This window comes from Mesorhizobium sp. M0676, assembly GCF_040320535.1.
GTDB lineage: Bacteria > Pseudomonadota > Alphaproteobacteria > Rhizobiales > Rhizobiaceae > Mesorhizobium.
The window spans coordinates 317,203-331,865 of sequence record NZ_JAMYPU010000002.1 but is presented as its reverse complement, the minus strand read 5'-3'; the positions used below and the strand labels follow the sequence as shown (position 1 = coordinate 331,865).

At 63.9% G+C, this 14,663-nt stretch carries 12 protein-coding genes; 3 read left to right on the top strand and 9 right to left on the bottom strand.

Annotated elements, in window-relative coordinates; translation table 11 throughout:
• Positions 1-57 precede the first annotated feature (57 nt).
• Positions 58-1,080, bottom strand: coding sequence for a type VI secretion system-associated FHA domain protein TagH (gene tagH / locus NKI35_RS03600; RefSeq protein WP_023692193.1), 1,023 nt, complete (start codon positions 1,078-1,080; stop codon positions 58-60).
• 271 nt (positions 1,081-1,351) lie between these two features.
• Between tagH and NKI35_RS03595 the strand changes: the two genes are divergently transcribed.
• The 3 genes from NKI35_RS03595 to NKI35_RS03585 are packed head-to-tail and all read left to right on the top strand — an operon-like array spanning position 1,352 to position 5,292.
• The gene (locus NKI35_RS03595) at positions 1,352-3,685 is read left to right on the top strand and encodes a type VI secretion system Vgr family protein (RefSeq protein WP_352460800.1); all 2,334 of its coding nucleotides are present in this window, start codon (positions 1,352-1,354) and stop codon (positions 3,683-3,685) included.
• A 7-nt stretch (positions 3,686-3,692) separates the two neighbouring features.
• Positions 3,693-4,118, top strand: a complete 426-nt coding sequence (locus tag NKI35_RS03590; RefSeq protein WP_023682625.1) for a DUF6484 domain-containing protein — start codon at positions 3,693-3,695, stop codon at positions 4,116-4,118.
• Between the two features lie 10 nt (positions 4,119-4,128).
• Positions 4,129-5,292, top strand: coding sequence for a hypothetical protein (locus tag NKI35_RS03585; RefSeq protein WP_023704807.1), 1,164 nt, complete (start codon positions 4,129-4,131; stop codon positions 5,290-5,292).
• A 33-nt stretch (positions 5,293-5,325) separates the two neighbouring features.
• On the opposite strand, the gene NKI35_RS03580 is transcribed toward NKI35_RS03585, so the two are convergent.
• From NKI35_RS03580 to icmH, 8 genes are read right to left on the bottom strand one after another with little or no spacing between them, the layout of a single operon-like run.
• A complete protein-coding gene (locus tag NKI35_RS03580; RefSeq protein WP_352738584.1) occupies positions 5,326-6,372 on the bottom strand; it encodes a hypothetical protein in 1,047 nt (348 codons plus the stop codon).
• Positions 6,360-7,451 (bottom strand): DUF2169 family type VI secretion system accessory protein, encoded by a 1,092-nt coding sequence (locus NKI35_RS03575; RefSeq protein ID WP_352738582.1) that lies wholly within the window; start codon positions 7,449-7,451, stop codon positions 6,360-6,362. Before NKI35_RS03575 ends, NKI35_RS03580 begins: the two co-directional genes overlap by 13 nt.
• Before the next feature lie 3 nt (positions 7,452-7,454).
• Positions 7,455-7,934: a hypothetical protein gene (locus NKI35_RS03570; RefSeq protein WP_023682621.1), complete on the bottom strand. Its 480-nt coding sequence runs from the start codon at positions 7,932-7,934 to the stop codon at positions 7,455-7,457.
• 18 nt (positions 7,935-7,952) lie between these two features.
• A complete protein-coding gene (locus NKI35_RS03565) occupies positions 7,953-8,402 on the bottom strand; it encodes a hypothetical protein (RefSeq protein WP_023682620.1) in 450 nt (149 codons plus the stop codon).
• 3 nt (positions 8,403-8,405) lie between these two features.
• Positions 8,406-9,272, bottom strand: a complete 867-nt coding sequence (locus NKI35_RS03560; RefSeq protein ID WP_023682619.1) for a DUF4150 domain-containing protein — start codon at positions 9,270-9,272, stop codon at positions 8,406-8,408.
• Between the two features lie 5 nt (positions 9,273-9,277).
• Entirely contained in the window at positions 9,278-9,799 is a 522-nt protein-coding gene (gene tagF, locus NKI35_RS03555; RefSeq protein ID WP_023699761.1) for a type VI secretion system-associated protein TagF, read from the bottom strand.
• Positions 9,796-13,332: a type VI secretion system membrane subunit TssM gene (tssM, locus tag NKI35_RS03550; RefSeq protein WP_023830355.1), complete on the bottom strand. Its 3,537-nt coding sequence runs from the start codon at positions 13,330-13,332 to the stop codon at positions 9,796-9,798. The genes tagF and tssM overlap by 4 nt, the downstream gene beginning before the upstream one ends.
• 1 nt (position 13,333) lies before the next feature.
• A complete protein-coding gene (gene icmH, locus NKI35_RS03545; RefSeq protein WP_023804377.1) occupies positions 13,334-14,659 on the bottom strand; it encodes a type IVB secretion system protein IcmH/DotU in 1,326 nt (441 codons plus the stop codon).
• Between the last annotated feature and the right edge of the window lie 4 nt (positions 14,660-14,663).

The window sequence follows — 14,663 nt, the reverse complement described above, 5'->3', positions numbered from 1 at the left end:
TTTGGTGGCCGGCCCGTGCTCGGGTCGCCTTCACGGTGTCTTCAGCGGTGCGCGGGCTTAGCCCTTGCCGGTCTTCTGCTTGGCGGCCTTGGCATAGGCTTCACTGAAATAGGTGAGGAATATGTCCAGCATGCCGTTCTCGTGCGCTTCCTCCTTGGCCCGCCAGGTCGCGACCAGCGCGTCCCAGGCGCGCGTCTTCTTCGAGGCAAAGGAGGATGGCGGCAGTTTTTTCGCAATCGCCTCGGGCGACAGATCGTCAAGCAACCGCGACAGCGCCGCCTGCATGGCGGCGAAGGTGGCGAATTCATGTGTTTTGAGGTCGTGGAAAGCGTCTTCGATGCTGTGCCTAGCATCGAGATAGCCGGCCCTGCGCCGCGCGAACATGATGTCGAGGATTTCGTCTGTCCCGGGCACGAACTTCAGCGGATTGTTGTCGGCGGAATTGATCATGGTCCGGTCGCTGGTCTTGGCCAGGACTTTTGCAGCGGCGCGCGCCTTCAACAGCAACACCAGCTCGTCGACGACGATGCGCAGCACCGCGCCGATCTCGCCGGCTACCTCCTGCGGTTGGCGCAGCAAAAGCACCTCTGGCGGAATGCCGGCGCCGGCGGCAATCGCGCGCAGGATCTCGTCGGCTTGCTGCGGCCGGCTGGAGACCGAAGCGGGTGGCGCGGTCGGTGACCGTGGCGATGCGACATGGTCTGGAAAGGATCCGGCAACGGGCATCTGCCGTTGCGTCGAACCATGGCCACCGAAGGCTGGGTTCCCGTCATCGATCGACACCGAGACGATATAGCGGCCGATCCGGAGCCGGTCACCTTGCGCCAACCGATGCGGGCCGGTCAGGCGCTGGCTCGACCCGTTGACGAATGTGCCGTTGCGCGAGACGTCGTGGAGAAAAAAGGCGCCGCCTTCGTAGCGGATTTCGCAATGTCGGCCGGAGATGAACTTGTCCGGATCGGGCAAGGTCCAGGCGCAGTTCTCCCGCCCGATCTCGAAGCCGCGGTCGCGCGATGCGTAGCCGGGCGGCAGCCCGGCAGGCAGGACATCGACATTGCTGATCTGCAGACTGATGAACATGCGCTATGGACCGTCGACCGCTGCCGTTTCCATTGATCCGATGTGCCACAGTCTAGCAGCTTGCGGGCACAGCGGGAGAGCGGCGTTTCACACTGGCGAAAGCGGCGCAAACAGCAACGGCCTGCCGCTTGTCCTCTTTGGTCTGCCATAGAACATGTGGTAGGCTCAACATGGCTTGGGTGGCAAGTTGCGAAATATCCCTGAACGTGAGGTCGTTAACACAAGAAGGGCTTCGAACCTGCCACACTAGCGCTCAGGAGGGGCACGACCCATGCCGAGTGAACAACGCGCCGCGCTTGTGCAGACGCCGGTCGGCGCCGAACTGTTGACTTTCACGCATCTCGTCGGCCGCGACGAGATCAGCCGCTGCCTTGCCTACACCGTTGGATTTGTCTCGACCAACGCCGATATCGACCCGCTGAAGATGCTGGGCGGCGCCGTTTCGATCGAAGGGGAGGCCGACCCCAAACGCTGGTTCAGCGGCCTCATCGCCGAGTTTCGCCTTACCCGCATCGAAGATCGGCTGGCTCACTATGAGGCGGTCGTCAGGCCGTGGCTGTGGTTCCTCGGCAATACCACCGACTGCCGCATTTTCCAGGACAAGACCGCCGTCGAGATCGTGGAGGAGATTTTCTCCAAATATGGCGGCATCGCCAAGTTCGAGAAGCGCTTACAAGGCTCCTATCCGCCGCGCGAATATTGCGTGCAATACGACGAGAGCGACCTCGATTTCGTGCAGCGGCTGCTCGAGCACGAAGGCATAATGTACTTCTTCGAGCATGCCGAGGGTGAGCACACACTGATCCTGGCCGACGCCATGAGCAAGCTGAAGCCAGCGCCGGGCTATGAGACGGTGCTCTATCAGTTCGAAGGGCAGGGCTCGCGCCGCGACGTCGAGTACATCACCGACTGGATTCCAGGCAGCGCGGTGCGCCCCGGCGCCTATGCCCACACCGATTATGACTTCGAAAAACCCGCCGCCGATTTGATGGCGAAGTCGGCGCAGCCCTTCGGCCACAAGCAGGCCGCGGGCGAGAACTATCGCCACCCCGGCGCGCATCTGGAAGTCGGGCGCGGCGACAGCCTGGCGGCGATCAGGCGCGAAGAAATCCAGGCGCCGCATATGCGCATTGCCGCTGTCGGCACCGTGCGCGGCCTGTTCTCCGGCTGCACCTTCAAGCTCGACGGCTTTCCGCGCGACGACCAGAACAAGGAGTATCTGGTGATCAGCGCCGAGTACCGGCTGTTCGATCCGGGCTATCGCGCCGGCGTCGACACCGATGGCGAGAATTTCAAGGTGGTGCTCGGTGTGGCGCCGACCTCAGTTGCTTATCGGCCGCCGCGCATCACGCCAAGGCCGATCATGCGCGGCCCGCAGACGGCGACCGTGGTCGGTCCGTCCGGCGAGGAGATCTTCACCGACAAATATGCCAGGGTGAAGGTGCAGTTCCACTGGGACCGCCTCGGCAAGAAGGACCAGAAGAGCTCCTGCTTCGTGCGGGTGTCGCAGACCTGGGCCGGCAGCGGCTGGGGCTTCATCCAGATCCCGCGCATCGGGCAGGAAGTCATCGTCGATTTCATCGAAGGCAATCCGGACCTGCCGATCATCACCGGCCGGGTCTACAACGCCTCGCAGATGCCGCCCTACGGACTGCCTGGCAACGCCACGCAGTCCGGCTGGAAGTCCAACTCGTCGAAGGGCGGTGGCGGCTACAACGAACTGATGTTCGAGGACAAGGCCGGCTCGGAGCTGGTCAACTTCCAGGCGCAGAAGGACCACCACCTTCTGATCAAGAATGATCGCCAGAAGCTGGTCCAGCACGACCAGTCCGACCGCATCGACCACGACGCCAAGCACTCCGTCGGCCACAACCTCGACGAGGACGTCGGCAACAACAAGACGGTCAAGGTCGGTGTCGACCAGACCACCAATATCGGGTCGAACGACACCGAGACGGTGGGCAAGAACCGCTCACTGACGGTGGGGGTCGATGAGACGATCAACATCGGCTCGAACTCCACGGAGACCATAGGTGCCAACCACACCCAGACGGTTGCAATCGTCCAGACAGTGACCGTTGGCGCGGCCCGGGTCGATTCGGTCGGAGCATCCGAGACCCGAACTGTGGGCGGTCCGCAGACGAACACGATCGGTGCGACGCGGTCGGTCACCGTAGGTGCTGCGCAGAGCCACGATATCGGCGCGGCTGATAGCTGGAACATCGCGGCGGCGCAAAGCGTCAATGTTGGCGCCGATCAGAGTTTCACCATCGGCGGGGCACAGTCGTCGCAGATCGGCAAGGGCAGGTCGGCAAAAATCGCTGCGGACGACGCAACCGATGTCGGCGGCGGGCACGCGCTCAAGGTCGGCAAAGGCAGCGGAATCCAGATAGCCGAAGACAGTGTGATCAAGGTCGGCAAGAATCTGATGATCGAGGCGGCCGACTCGATCACGCTCAAATGCGGTTCGGCCTCGATCACGATGAAAAAGGATGGCACCATTGTCGCTGATGGGAAGGATATTACCCTCAAGGGCAGCGGCAAGATCACCGTCAAGGCCGACGGCGAGGTGATCGTCAAGGGCAGCACGATCAACAACAATTGAGGGCATCATCATGGAAGTGCTGGAGCGTATCGACGGCGTCGTGATCGGCCTGCTGATCGGCTTCCAAGGCGGGGCGCCGCTGGTTGTCTTCGTCGGCAATCCGCGCGAGACCGCGATAGCGGCGCGCAGCCTGACGGAGCTGGACGTTTCGGCCGTCGGATCCGAACTGGCTTTGCTCTTCGAGGGCGGCGACCCGGCGCGGCCGCTGGTGGTCGGGCGCATCGTCGATCCTGCGCCCCGCGGCAGGAGCCTCGAAGTCGTCCGCGACGGCGAACGTGTCGTCATCAACGGCGATGAGCGCATTGAACTGCGCTGCGGCCTGGCATCGATCATTCTGGAGAAGAATGGACGCGTGACCATTCGTGGCACCCAGTTGACCAGCCAGGCCAGTGGCACCAACCGCATCCGCGGCGGGGCCGTGCATCTTAACTGAGGCATTGCCGATGCACAGCATCGCGACCATTGCGGCGATCGTGGACCAACACGCCGAGGACGCGGCGTTCCTGTGGCTTCGACGTCGTCTGGAGATCGACGGTCCAATCCTCGACGAGACCGATATCGGCCGCATCGACCAGCGTCTCGAAGCCAATCTCGAAGGGCTCATGGCAGCCGGCAAGGCCGGTTGGGAAGCTGCTCAAGCGCGCTTCGCCGACTACGCCGAACCGGGCGAGATTTTCGTGCTTGGCACTCTGGCAATGCGTTGGAGCGATGCCAAATTGGTGACCTCTGCAATCGACGCGGGCGCAAGCCTAGGTGACGCCGGCATATCGAGCCTGTCTGCCGCGATCGCGCGCACGCCGGGCGAAAACCTGCGCCCGTTCGTGGCGCAGTGGCTGGACACGCGCGACGCGCGGCTGCGCTGTCTTGGGCTATCTGCGCTCTGGCATCATCGCGTCGATCCGGGACAGCGCCTGCATGATCTGGCCAGCCATTCCAATGCGAACGTGCGTTGGCGCGCCGTCCGGCTCGCCGGCGTGCTCAGGCGGCGCGACCTGCTTCCGGAAGTCCTGGCTGGGCTTGACGGCGAGACAACGAAAGAACGTCTTGCGGCCGCCTTCGCTGCTTGCCTGCTTGGCGAGGCTCGGTCCGCGCACTCGGTGATCGACAAGATCGTGCTGACGGAGACGGACCATGCGCAGGCGGCGATCGAGTTGCGCCTGCTGACGACGCCGCCGAAGGCCGGCAAGGCCTGGCTGCAATCACGTCTCGGACAGCCTGTCTTGCGCATCGCGGCCACGGCATCGATCGGGCTGCTCGGCGACCAAGCGGTGGTGCCGTGGCTGATCGAGAAGATGCGCGAGCCGGAACTGGCATCCGCAGCGGGTGCAGCACTTCGCGATCTGTTCGAGGTGGACTTCGGCGACACCGACCTTTTCGTTGCCGATCCAGCTGTTCTTGGCGAGGGCTTTGCCCAACTCGACGACAGCTCGCTGCCGGCCGCCGATCGCGTCGAAGCATGGTGGGACGAAGGGCGCGGCGGGCGCAACCATCGTCTGTTCCGTTCGATGCGCAGGCTCAGGGTGGATGCGTTGCGCGCGGCAATCGCCACGCCCGAGGCGCCGCTGGCAGACTGGCGCAGGACACGCAAGTTCCCGGCGTGGATGTGATCGCTTTCGCCGAGGGAAGGCTTGTCCCTTCGTTCAGCGTTGGCGGAGGTCGGTAAGCGCGATCGCCGACCGGTTGCCACCCTCGGATGCAAGCTCGCAGGCTGCGACGCGGCCCGGCGCGTAACCGCTTATAAAACTGTCGGCCGCCAGCATCAGAACAAGTGCCGCACTAGCGGCTCCAATGTCGCCGACCGTCATCGCAGGGTAGGCTGTCGGGAATATCTCGCGGTGCGTGCGGTAGAAGCGCGAGCGACCGACCAGTTGTTCGAGCCCGCTGTACCGTTCCCCGTTTCCATTGCTGACAACGAACTCGATATCGGGTTCCTTGGGTCCGGACCCGCTGAAGGCAGCAAGCAGCGAAGCCACCATCGCACGGCCTTGACTCTGGCGTTCGGAAAGAACGCTGTCGATCTCTTGAGCCAGGCCCGCCCCGCAAATCATTGCAGCCGGCCCGCTCCCCGGCGCTCGCGTCAGGCGCACGAAGACAGCGCCCTCGCCAGGGACTGCCCCTTGAGCATTGTTTTCGGATTTCAGACGATTGGCTCGCATCAAGCGCGCAATGTCGGTCCCGTTGACGAGGCTGTCCACACCACCCAGCAGCACCTGCGCGACGGTCCCGGATTCTAGCATGTCGCCGGCATAGTCGAGCAGTCCGGCGCTGGCTGCGGCACCGCCGTCAAATACGCGCGAGCCGGCATTGAAGCGCAGGCCGCATCGCTCGAGAATGGCATTCAAAAGGCGCCCCCGCTCGACCTCTTCATACGCCGGATGGTCGCGGAAACTCTCCGGCAGCGCGAGCAGAACAGCGGTGTGGTCCGGCGTTGCCTTGTTGTCGAGCATCGCCTCCTTGAGAGCGCGGGCGCCCATGCTGGCGAGCCATACCCCGTCATTGCGTCGCAGGCCCGCCTTGGCTGGAATGCGTGCCACGATCTGTGTGGTGGGAAACGGCTCTGAAAGAGGCACCTCCTGAAATGCTGACAGGTTGGCGCGAATGGCTGAGATGGTCTGGCGCGCGTTCAATCCAGCAGGCGTGACGGCGCCACCAACCGAGATGTAGAGCGGCCGCTTCACGGCTGCCACGCCGAGCGATCGCGCAGGGCCCCGTCGCCGCCGAGAAGATTGAGATAGAGTTTTCGCTTGCGGCGCGCATTGATCCAAACAGGAGAAATGTGGCCGAAGGCGATTTCCCGCAGCGCCGGCACGTTGCGCCGGATTACCACTGCCAAACGAGCCTTAAGGGTCACGCGCTTCAAGTCAGGCTCGATGAGCACGGTGTCAGGCTTGAACGCGTTTTCTTCTACACGATCGTCATAAATGAGCCGAAGCGGGGCCGTGATGCGCGGCAGGCGGAAATCCCATCTGCCCGAAGCCGTCAGGCCGATCACCGTGATATCCTCGCCGTTGCCGATGCCGGCCATCTGCTGATCGGCTGGGGCGCACATATAATGCCGCGTGTCGAAGTCTTTGGGAGCGAGCGGCCATTGGGATTCGAGCCAAGCCTTGTCGTAGGTTCCGGCGAAAGCCAGGCGCGGTTGCCAGCCCCGGCCAATCGTCCCGAATCCCGCCGGCCTCAGGGATTCCCCAGGTCGGGCTTGCGCTTCGCCCGGATACATGACGTTGGGCGCCTCGGTTCTGACCGCAGGATCTGCAGACCGGGCGTTATGGTACCCCACGCCGACTGGATTGCGCTGGTCCGTGCGCAAGTCTTCCAAAGTGCCGCCATAGGTGCGTTCATAGACGATCGGCATGGTCCGGAAAGGCGCCGGTGCGCTGTAGCCGCCGGAGTCGTAGATCCGGTCCCCGACGACCTGCAATACCTTGCGGATCGAGTTACCGACACGCAGGCCAACCTGCATCTCGCGTACCGGCCTTCCATCCGGCGCGTGCGCGACGCCATTCACGATCACCTCGGCGCCAGGCTTGACGGGCGCGATGTCCGCTTCGTAGCGGGTCGATGAAAGGGCCGGATCGCCAAAAGGCTCATCGCCAAAGATCACCGGCACCTGTTCGGCCGCTGGCTGGAATTCCTTTCCTTCATCCGTCGCCGTGAAACTTGCCGACAGCATGACAATCAGAGTTTCTTGGCCGTCAGCATTCAATTGGACGTGCGTCGCGGCGGCGAAGGGTGTCCTGTTTTCCAGCCAGACATCGAAGGCCATCGTTCAGCACCACCGGCCGTTTTCATCAAGCCCGATCGGCCAATAGGGCATGGCCGTCAGCAGTTCTACATATTCCTTGTTGCCTTCATCGACGACCCATTGCAGCAGGAACACCTCAGGCGCGAGGCGGTCGGCCGCGGGCAGCGTTTCCCCCACCGCAACGCATCGCAGCCAGTATTCCCGCACGAGCCACACCACCGCCGGATGATTCGCCGGGCCGGCCGCTGCATCATCCAGCTGGGCCGTGATCGCTTGATTGACGGTCAGGCCGCCATCGACCAGTTCGTCGAGGCCAGCTTCCCAGATCTCGGAAGCCACCTCGAACGTCTCCTGCAAGTCAGCGAGGTAGGCCTTGAACAGGGACCTATAGGCAGCAGAGGCCTCGCGGCGCGAAAGGCGGATTCCATGATCGGGACCGACAACGTCCTGGGGTGCGTTGAGAAGCCGGTTCAGGCCGAGTTCGACACTATGATCAATCCGCATTGCCATCTTCTTCTAGCCTCAGCACATTTCGAGAGATGGATCCTCGCCGATCGGGACATAGACGAAGTACTTGAAGTACTTGAATAGTTCCGTGTCGTATTCGGACATCATTTCGACCAGCAGCAGATTGGGCGGCACGGGACCGCTGGCGTCCGCTTCGTCGCCATCCTCACCCCAGTTCGATTCATCGTCCTCGTCGTCATCATCGGTCTGTCGGGCGTACCGTTCAAGGTTCAGGCCGTGAACCTTGAAGTAGTGCTTGCGGTAGATCGCCAGAATCCGTGGATGGGCCACCAGCCCGGCGGGCCAATGCAGATTGGCTATGTTCTCACCGGAGGCGTTCAGGCGCTGCTGCAGTGCGCCCCACCATTCCTCGATCGCCGGCATGACGGCGTGGAGCTCTGCGGTCCACGCATCGATTATCGCCGTATAGTCAGCGTCGAGATCGGCAAAACCCGTTGCACTCATCGCCTAGATCCCCCGAGCGTTCATGAACTTCCTAATCGCCTTGTTGTCCACCTTCGACTGCCGGCCCGGCTGGCTGTTGCTGTGGCTGGAGCAATGCGGCCTGACGTAAAGCGCTTTCATCGCATCCTTGAAGCCTTGTGGGACGATCTCTATATTGCATCCACCCGCGTACCACGCTGCCTTCTGCGTCGGCTGGTGATCGGCGATCAGCGGGGCTTCCTTCCCCGAAATTTGCCGGTTGACCTTGGCCTCCAGTCGCTTGATCGCGGTCTTGTTCTTGCCGGTCGTGCGTTTCTTCAACCTGTCAAGGTTACGTTTGCATTCCCAGCATGGCCGGTTCTGAACCTTGGCTTTCTGCGGGCCTGTTGGCTGGGTGTAATGATCGTCGTAGCAATAATCGGTCGTGCATTTCTTCTTCTCTTTCACCAGAAGAGCATTGCGGAAGTTGACCAAGGCGGCGGTATCGATGGTGTTCGGGAGTGGACTTGCCGTGTTCTGCTCCATGGTGTCGCCATGGCGGCAGACACCCTTACCCTCCACCTTGACGACGAACGACCAGAGCTTGAACACTCCCTTGCCCTTGATCTTGTGCGTTATGACCCCCGCGCCGAGGCCTTGGGTGGCCGGCTCGTTGCCGGTGCTGGTCGCAACCTCCGACGAGCTTTCGAGCGCGGTCGGATTGCCTTCGATCTTGACGCTCTTACTGCCTTTGGTGAGATCGCTGGAAGACAGCATGTTGACGTATGGAACCGGAACCGGGCCTGCCGGCGGGGAAGGCGGGCTCAAGCACACATCTCCCGGCGCCACGCCCTTGCCGCCGCTTCCTTTGTGGAAGAAGCCCATGCCTTCAGCAAAGACTGTGCTGCCCATCAGAGCTATTCCGTCTCAGGGCGCGGGGCGCGCATTTTCGGCAGGGCGTTGGCCGCCAGGTCGTGAATATCCGAGAACGCGAACTCATGCACCGACCAGTCGTCGAGCCAGAAGCCAATCCGGTTCGGATCGCCATGGCTGTTGCTGGGCGCGGCAAGGTTGGCCAAGCCTTCGGCTATCCAGGACTGCGTCCTCTGCAATTCGACCGCTTCATCAACGATTGACGCAACGCCGTCGAACCATGCATCGTCAGGTGCCGGTGTAGCCCCAATCCCGATGATCGCGAACGGATAGCGGCGTCCCACGCGGTCCTCGCTCATGCGCCATGCGCCGGCACAGGGCCGGTCGCCGAAAATGCCGCTCTTGACGATGAAGCGCCAAACACGCGAATCCAATTCCCCCTCGTCGGGCCTCTCACGCAACTCCATCGACATCCAGCGGTCCCAGCGGTCGATGAAGGTCCGCGGCAGGTTTACGGCGACGAAATCTCCGGTCGCCGGAATCTTGCCGAAGAAGCCGGTGTTCATATCTGCGGCGGACATGAGAATTTCTTGAACATCTGGAGGTTGTAGGGATTTTCGACACTCGCCGCCTTGAGCTTGAAATCGGCGTACATGCCTTTCGTCCCCAGCCGCAGGCTGTAGACATCGGACAGCGACGTCCCGGTGAAGCGGCCGCCGCGCAGCATCCTCAGCCACGCCCAGCTTCCCGTCTCGTTGAGCATGATTTCGGGCGAGCCGTCGATCGGCTGGAAGGCGAGCGAGATAACGCCGGTGCCGTCCTTGCCGGGCCAGGTCATCGGCTGCGGCCGCGTCGCATTGTTGAAGTAGACCAGGTTCTGGCCGTCGAGGTTGAGGGTGACGCGGGTGATGTTGGGCGACAGGTCGGTCGGCTCGAGTGTGAAGGCCATCACCGGGCCCTGGCCGCCGGGAAAGAGATCGTCGCGAATGCGCCGGGCCTGCTCGAAGGCGGCAAGTGCGGACGGGTCGAGGCCGAAATCGGCACGCCATTTCCATGGCTGCGCAGAGGTGTCGACATAGCTGATGAGATGGTCGTTGATGAAGCCGTCGATCATCCCTGCCGGCCCAAACAAGCGGGCGAAGTCGCGCACGTTGACGTCGACCGCGCTGTCGGGGCTGAACGGATAGCGGTCGTTGAGCGCGGCCTGGCAGAAGGGCAGGATGTCGGCGCGCCAGATGGCGTTGAGCTCGGAGGCCACGGCCTTCTGCGTCAACCCGCTGGTGTCGCCGGCAATGCCGCTAAGCCAGGTGTTGACCGGGTCGGGCAGGATTTGCGCCTGGCGGGCGACGGCGCCGGTCAGTTCGGCAAGCCCGCCCTGTTTCTTGATCGCGTCCTGCGGGTCGGGATTGGCGGTCACCGTCTGCAGCACGTTGGACAGCGCCGTCAGCGCGACGACCGCGGCATCGAGCGCCGGCGGCTGGCCGTCGACCTCGGCAATCGTGCTCTTGAGCGGCTTGAAGTGCTCGGCCACCAGCGTGCCGGTCAGGTCGACTTCGCTCGCCGAGCCTGCGCGCGGCAACAGCTTGGCGCCGGTCTTGACGATCTTGCCCAGCTTGCCGAGTTTGCCCAGCAGTTTCGAGCCGCCCTTCGCCGCCGCCTTGTCGTCGGTCGGCGCCTCGTCCGAGCGGGTGAGGTCGACCTCCTGGACCACCGCCGTCAACAGCCGCTTCAGCGCGGAATCGGCGCTGGAAAGGTCCTTCAGATTCTCGCTGGCAATGTTGAGGTCGCTGAGCGGCGCCAGCCGCATGTCGCGCAAAAAACTGTCCCACTGCGCGATGTAATCGTCATAGTAGAGCTTCAGGATATCTTCCGACAGCGCCGACACCGACGTCTCGGAATTTTCCGAGCAGCCGCCGGCAAACACGGCGCGGTCGAGTGCCGCCTGGGCGGCGACATCCTCGACCCGGTCGAGGATCGCATCGTGGAAGCCGTCATATGTGAAGGCGCCTGATATGCCGACGCGCAGCGTCTTGTCGGAGCGTCGCGAAAACACCTTGGCGCCGTTCGGCCCGGCGAAATTGGCGGGGATCCATTCCTTCAATCCGGCCACCGCCGGATCGGCCAGCAATTGCTTGTAGGCCCGCGCCGGCAGCGAGATCGTGCAGACCGTTTTCAGCGCTTCGGCGACCAGCGCCTGGTCGGGCGCGATGTAGCTGTCGTCGACCGCCATGCGGCGGATCGCTGCCAGCTGGTGTTCTTCCGCATCGGCTGTCGGGAAGGGCGCGGCCGGCGCGAATTCGGGCAGGTCGTTCACCCACCAATTCTCGACGAAGTCGGAGTCCATCTGAGACAGGCCGGTCATCATGCGGTAGGTCTTGAGCGCCCCCAGCATGAAGTCCGGATCGCGGATCTGCCGCCACATGGTCGCTTCGAGCAACGCCACCATCCGCGGCTCCAGCACGTTGCGCAGAGCGTGGTCATAGGTGTCGGTCTGCGCCCGCATCATCTCGGCCGAAGCCGATGGTCCGAGCAGGTCCTGTGCCTTGTTCGGAGGCGCAGTCCTGGCATTGGCGACTTCGTCCATGGCGGTCAGGGCAACGTCCATAGCCGGCTGCAGCACCGAGGCGGGCGTCGCGGCGGTCGACGTCAGCGGCGCCTGCAGCGCTTCGAACTGGCCGGCTTGCGCGGCGATGGCGTTGCGATTGTCGTAGTAGGACCAGGTGAACAGGCCGCCGGCGAGTATGGCCGCAGCCGCGCTGGCAGCGGCGGCACCGCGCCAGACCCAGCTGCGGCGGCGCTGCGCCAGCGGATCGAAGGTGCCGAGCCCGGCCTCCTTGAAGATCACCTCGGTCAAAAGGTTCTTGAGGAAGAAGCTGCGCTTCTCGAAGCGCTGCGCCGGCATCGTGCGTCGTGCCGGCAGGCCGAAGGAGGAGGCGAGCGCCGCGGTCAGCCGGTCGATCGGCGCGCCTTCCTGGGTCGCCGAGGTCAGATAGAGGCCGCGCAGCCAGGCTGCCTCCTCGTAGCGGCTCTCGCCGAACATCGCCTCGACCAGCACCTGGATGGGCTCGGACAGGCTTTGCAGCTGTGCGGGAAAGCGGAAGATCTCGGCCCGTTCGGCCAGCTTATCCTCGTCTTCCAGCCGCGGCACCAGTCGCTTTTCCAGCTCCCTCGACAGCGTCGTGATTTCGCCCGCGATCGTCTTGGCGTCGACGCGTGCATCGAGCGGGAAGGTCGTCCCCCATACCTGTTCGCGCGCCGCCGTCGACAGGCCGCCGAAGAAGGCCTCGAAGCCTCTGATCAGATCGGCCTTGGTCAGCATCAGATAGACTGGCAGGCGGATTTCCAGCCGCTCTTCGAGCTCGGCCAGGCGCCTGCGGATCTTGCGGCCATGCGCCTTGACGGCTTCGTCGCCCTCGGACAGCGCGTCGATCCCAAGCGCAACGATGACGCCGTTCAGCGCACGACGGCCACGATGCTTCTTCAACAGATCGAGGAAACCCAGCCATTCCACGGCGTCGACATCGGGCTGGCTTTCCTGCTGGACATAGCGCCCGGCGGTGTCGATCATCACTGCGTTTTCGGAGAAGAACCAGTCGCAGTTGCGGGTACCGCCGATGCCCTGCAGATCGTCGGTGAGGTCGATCGGAAAGTTGAGGCCGGATTGGCGCAATGCCGTCGTCTTGCCGGTCGCCGGGGGGCCGACGATCACATACCACGGCATCTCGCGCAGGAACTTGCGGCCGCCGAGCTTGCGGCGCTTCAACTCGACCATGACGTCCTGGAACTTGGCGCCGACCGCGGCGACGTTTTCCTCGCCCGGGCTGAGCCGCTTTTCCTCGACCGGGGCGGAAATCTCGGCGACGAACATGCGGTTGGCGCGGATCGCGCGGCGCTGCGCGACGATCAGCCAGATCAGCCAGAAGATCACCAGAAGAGCGATGATGACGATGCGCACCGTCTCCGACGCCATCGGCACATAGTCGCCGACCCGTACGATCGGGCCGAATACCCAGATGATCAGCGACAGCAGCGCCAGGCCGATCAGCGTCCACAGGAAACGCGAAGTCAGGACCGCCCAGAGGAAGCGCAGGATGAACATGTCACAGCCTCTTTTCGACCAGCACTTCGACGCGGCGGTTCAAGGCCCGGCCTTCGCGTGTGCCGTCGTCGGCCACCGGATCGGTGGCGGCCCGGCCTTCGGAGCGCACGCGCTCCTTCGGCACGCCGTTCTGAATCAGGATATCGGCAATTTCCGCGGCGCGGGCTTCCGACAGCCGCTGGTTGGTGGACAGTGGGTTGGTCTTCTGCAACGGAACGCCGTCGGTGTGGCCGACCACGGTGATATCGCCGATCAGCTCCTGGTTCTCGAGGATCACCTTGGCGACCGAGGCGATGAGCGGATCGAAGCCGTCTGTCAGCTGCGCGCGCGACGACTGGAAGAGTTCGGGATTGGAGGCCTGGATGACCAGCCGCGCCAGCGACACGCTCTCCGTGCCGCTCAGCGCTCTCTTGAGCTCGTCGGGTGCTGCCGCCTGGAATTCCGGCAGCAGCGCGAAATCCACCGCCACCGGCGGCGGCGCGTCGACCTTCGGCGAAGCGCGGGTGACATCCGTACGCGTCGGCGGCGGCAAGGCGCGAACCAGCGCCGAAAGCTCGACCGCCTGGCTGCTCAGGCTCATCGACAGGCCGATATGGATGGCGGTGGCGATCACCGCCGCTGCCGCAACCATCACCCAGATCGGCACGATGAAGCGCTGCGGCTCGTCGGAGGCGATCACGCCCTTCCAGTTGGGCGAAAGCTGTGCGCCTTCGGCGTCGCTGTCGCGCAGGAAGCGCGCCGCGGCCACACGCACGGCATTGAGCGAACGGTCGCCGGAGCGGCCCGGCACGCGATATTTGCCGCGGAAGCCGAGCGCCATGCAATGATATTGCAACTCCAGCATTTCGCGGTCGCGATTGGGATGGCGCTCCAGCTCTTCAAGACGGGCGAAGAACTGCGCGCCGGCATCGACGTCGCCGCGCAGCATCACCACCAGCGGCTGGCGTGGCCATGCGCTGGCGCCGCCCCACGGCGTGTTCAGCGCCAGATCATCGAGCAACGCGGCCACCAGCCACGCGGCCTGGTCGGCGCGCTCAAGTGACGATCCCTGTGCCATGGTGGCGTCGCGGCAGCGCACGAGTTCGTCGAGCAGCCTGGTGCGCAGGGCTTCCGGGTTCTCAGGCGGCTGCGCGTTTTCGAGTTCGGGTGCAAATTCCAGCAGCGGCGAGAACGCGTTGACGAGCACGTTCGGATGCGCGCGCGCGGAGCGTTTCGCGGTCACCCCTGACGCCGGCAGCGGCATGGCGCGCGGCGTTGGCGCTCCGCTCAGCCGAATGCGCGTCCGCTCCCGATCCTCGGACAGTCCGAATGGATCGTCCCTGCTCATCATC

Coding starts and splice junctions, on each gene's coding strand:
- tagF (WP_023699761.1), bottom strand. CDS start 9,799: ATGAACACCGGCTTCTTCGGCAAGATTCCGGCGACCGGAGATTTCGTC.
- icmH (WP_023804377.1), bottom strand. CDS start 14,659: ATGAGCAGGGACGATCCATTCGGACTGTCCGAGGATCGGGAGCGGACG.
- NKI35_RS03565 (WP_023682620.1), bottom strand. CDS start 8,402: ATGAGTGCAACGGGTTTTGCCGATCTCGACGCTGACTATACGGCGATA.
- NKI35_RS03560 (WP_023682619.1), bottom strand. CDS start 9,272: ATGGGCAGCACAGTCTTTGCTGAAGGCATGGGCTTCTTCCACAAAGGA.
- NKI35_RS03575 (WP_352738582.1), bottom strand. CDS start 7,451: ATGGCCTTCGATGTCTGGCTGGAAAACAGGACACCCTTCGCCGCCGCG.
- tagH (WP_023692193.1), bottom strand. CDS start 1,080: ATGTTCATCAGTCTGCAGATCAGCAATGTCGATGTCCTGCCTGCCGGG.
- NKI35_RS03570 (WP_023682621.1), bottom strand. CDS start 7,934: ATGCGGATTGATCATAGTGTCGAACTCGGCCTGAACCGGCTTCTCAAC.
- tssM (WP_023830355.1), bottom strand. CDS start 13,332: ATGTTCATCCTGCGCTTCCTCTGGGCGGTCCTGACTTCGCGTTTCCTG.
- NKI35_RS03595 (WP_352460800.1), top strand. CDS start 1,352: ATGCCGAGTGAACAACGCGCCGCGCTTGTGCAGACGCCGGTCGGCGCC.
- NKI35_RS03585 (WP_023704807.1), top strand. CDS start 4,129: ATGCACAGCATCGCGACCATTGCGGCGATCGTGGACCAACACGCCGAG.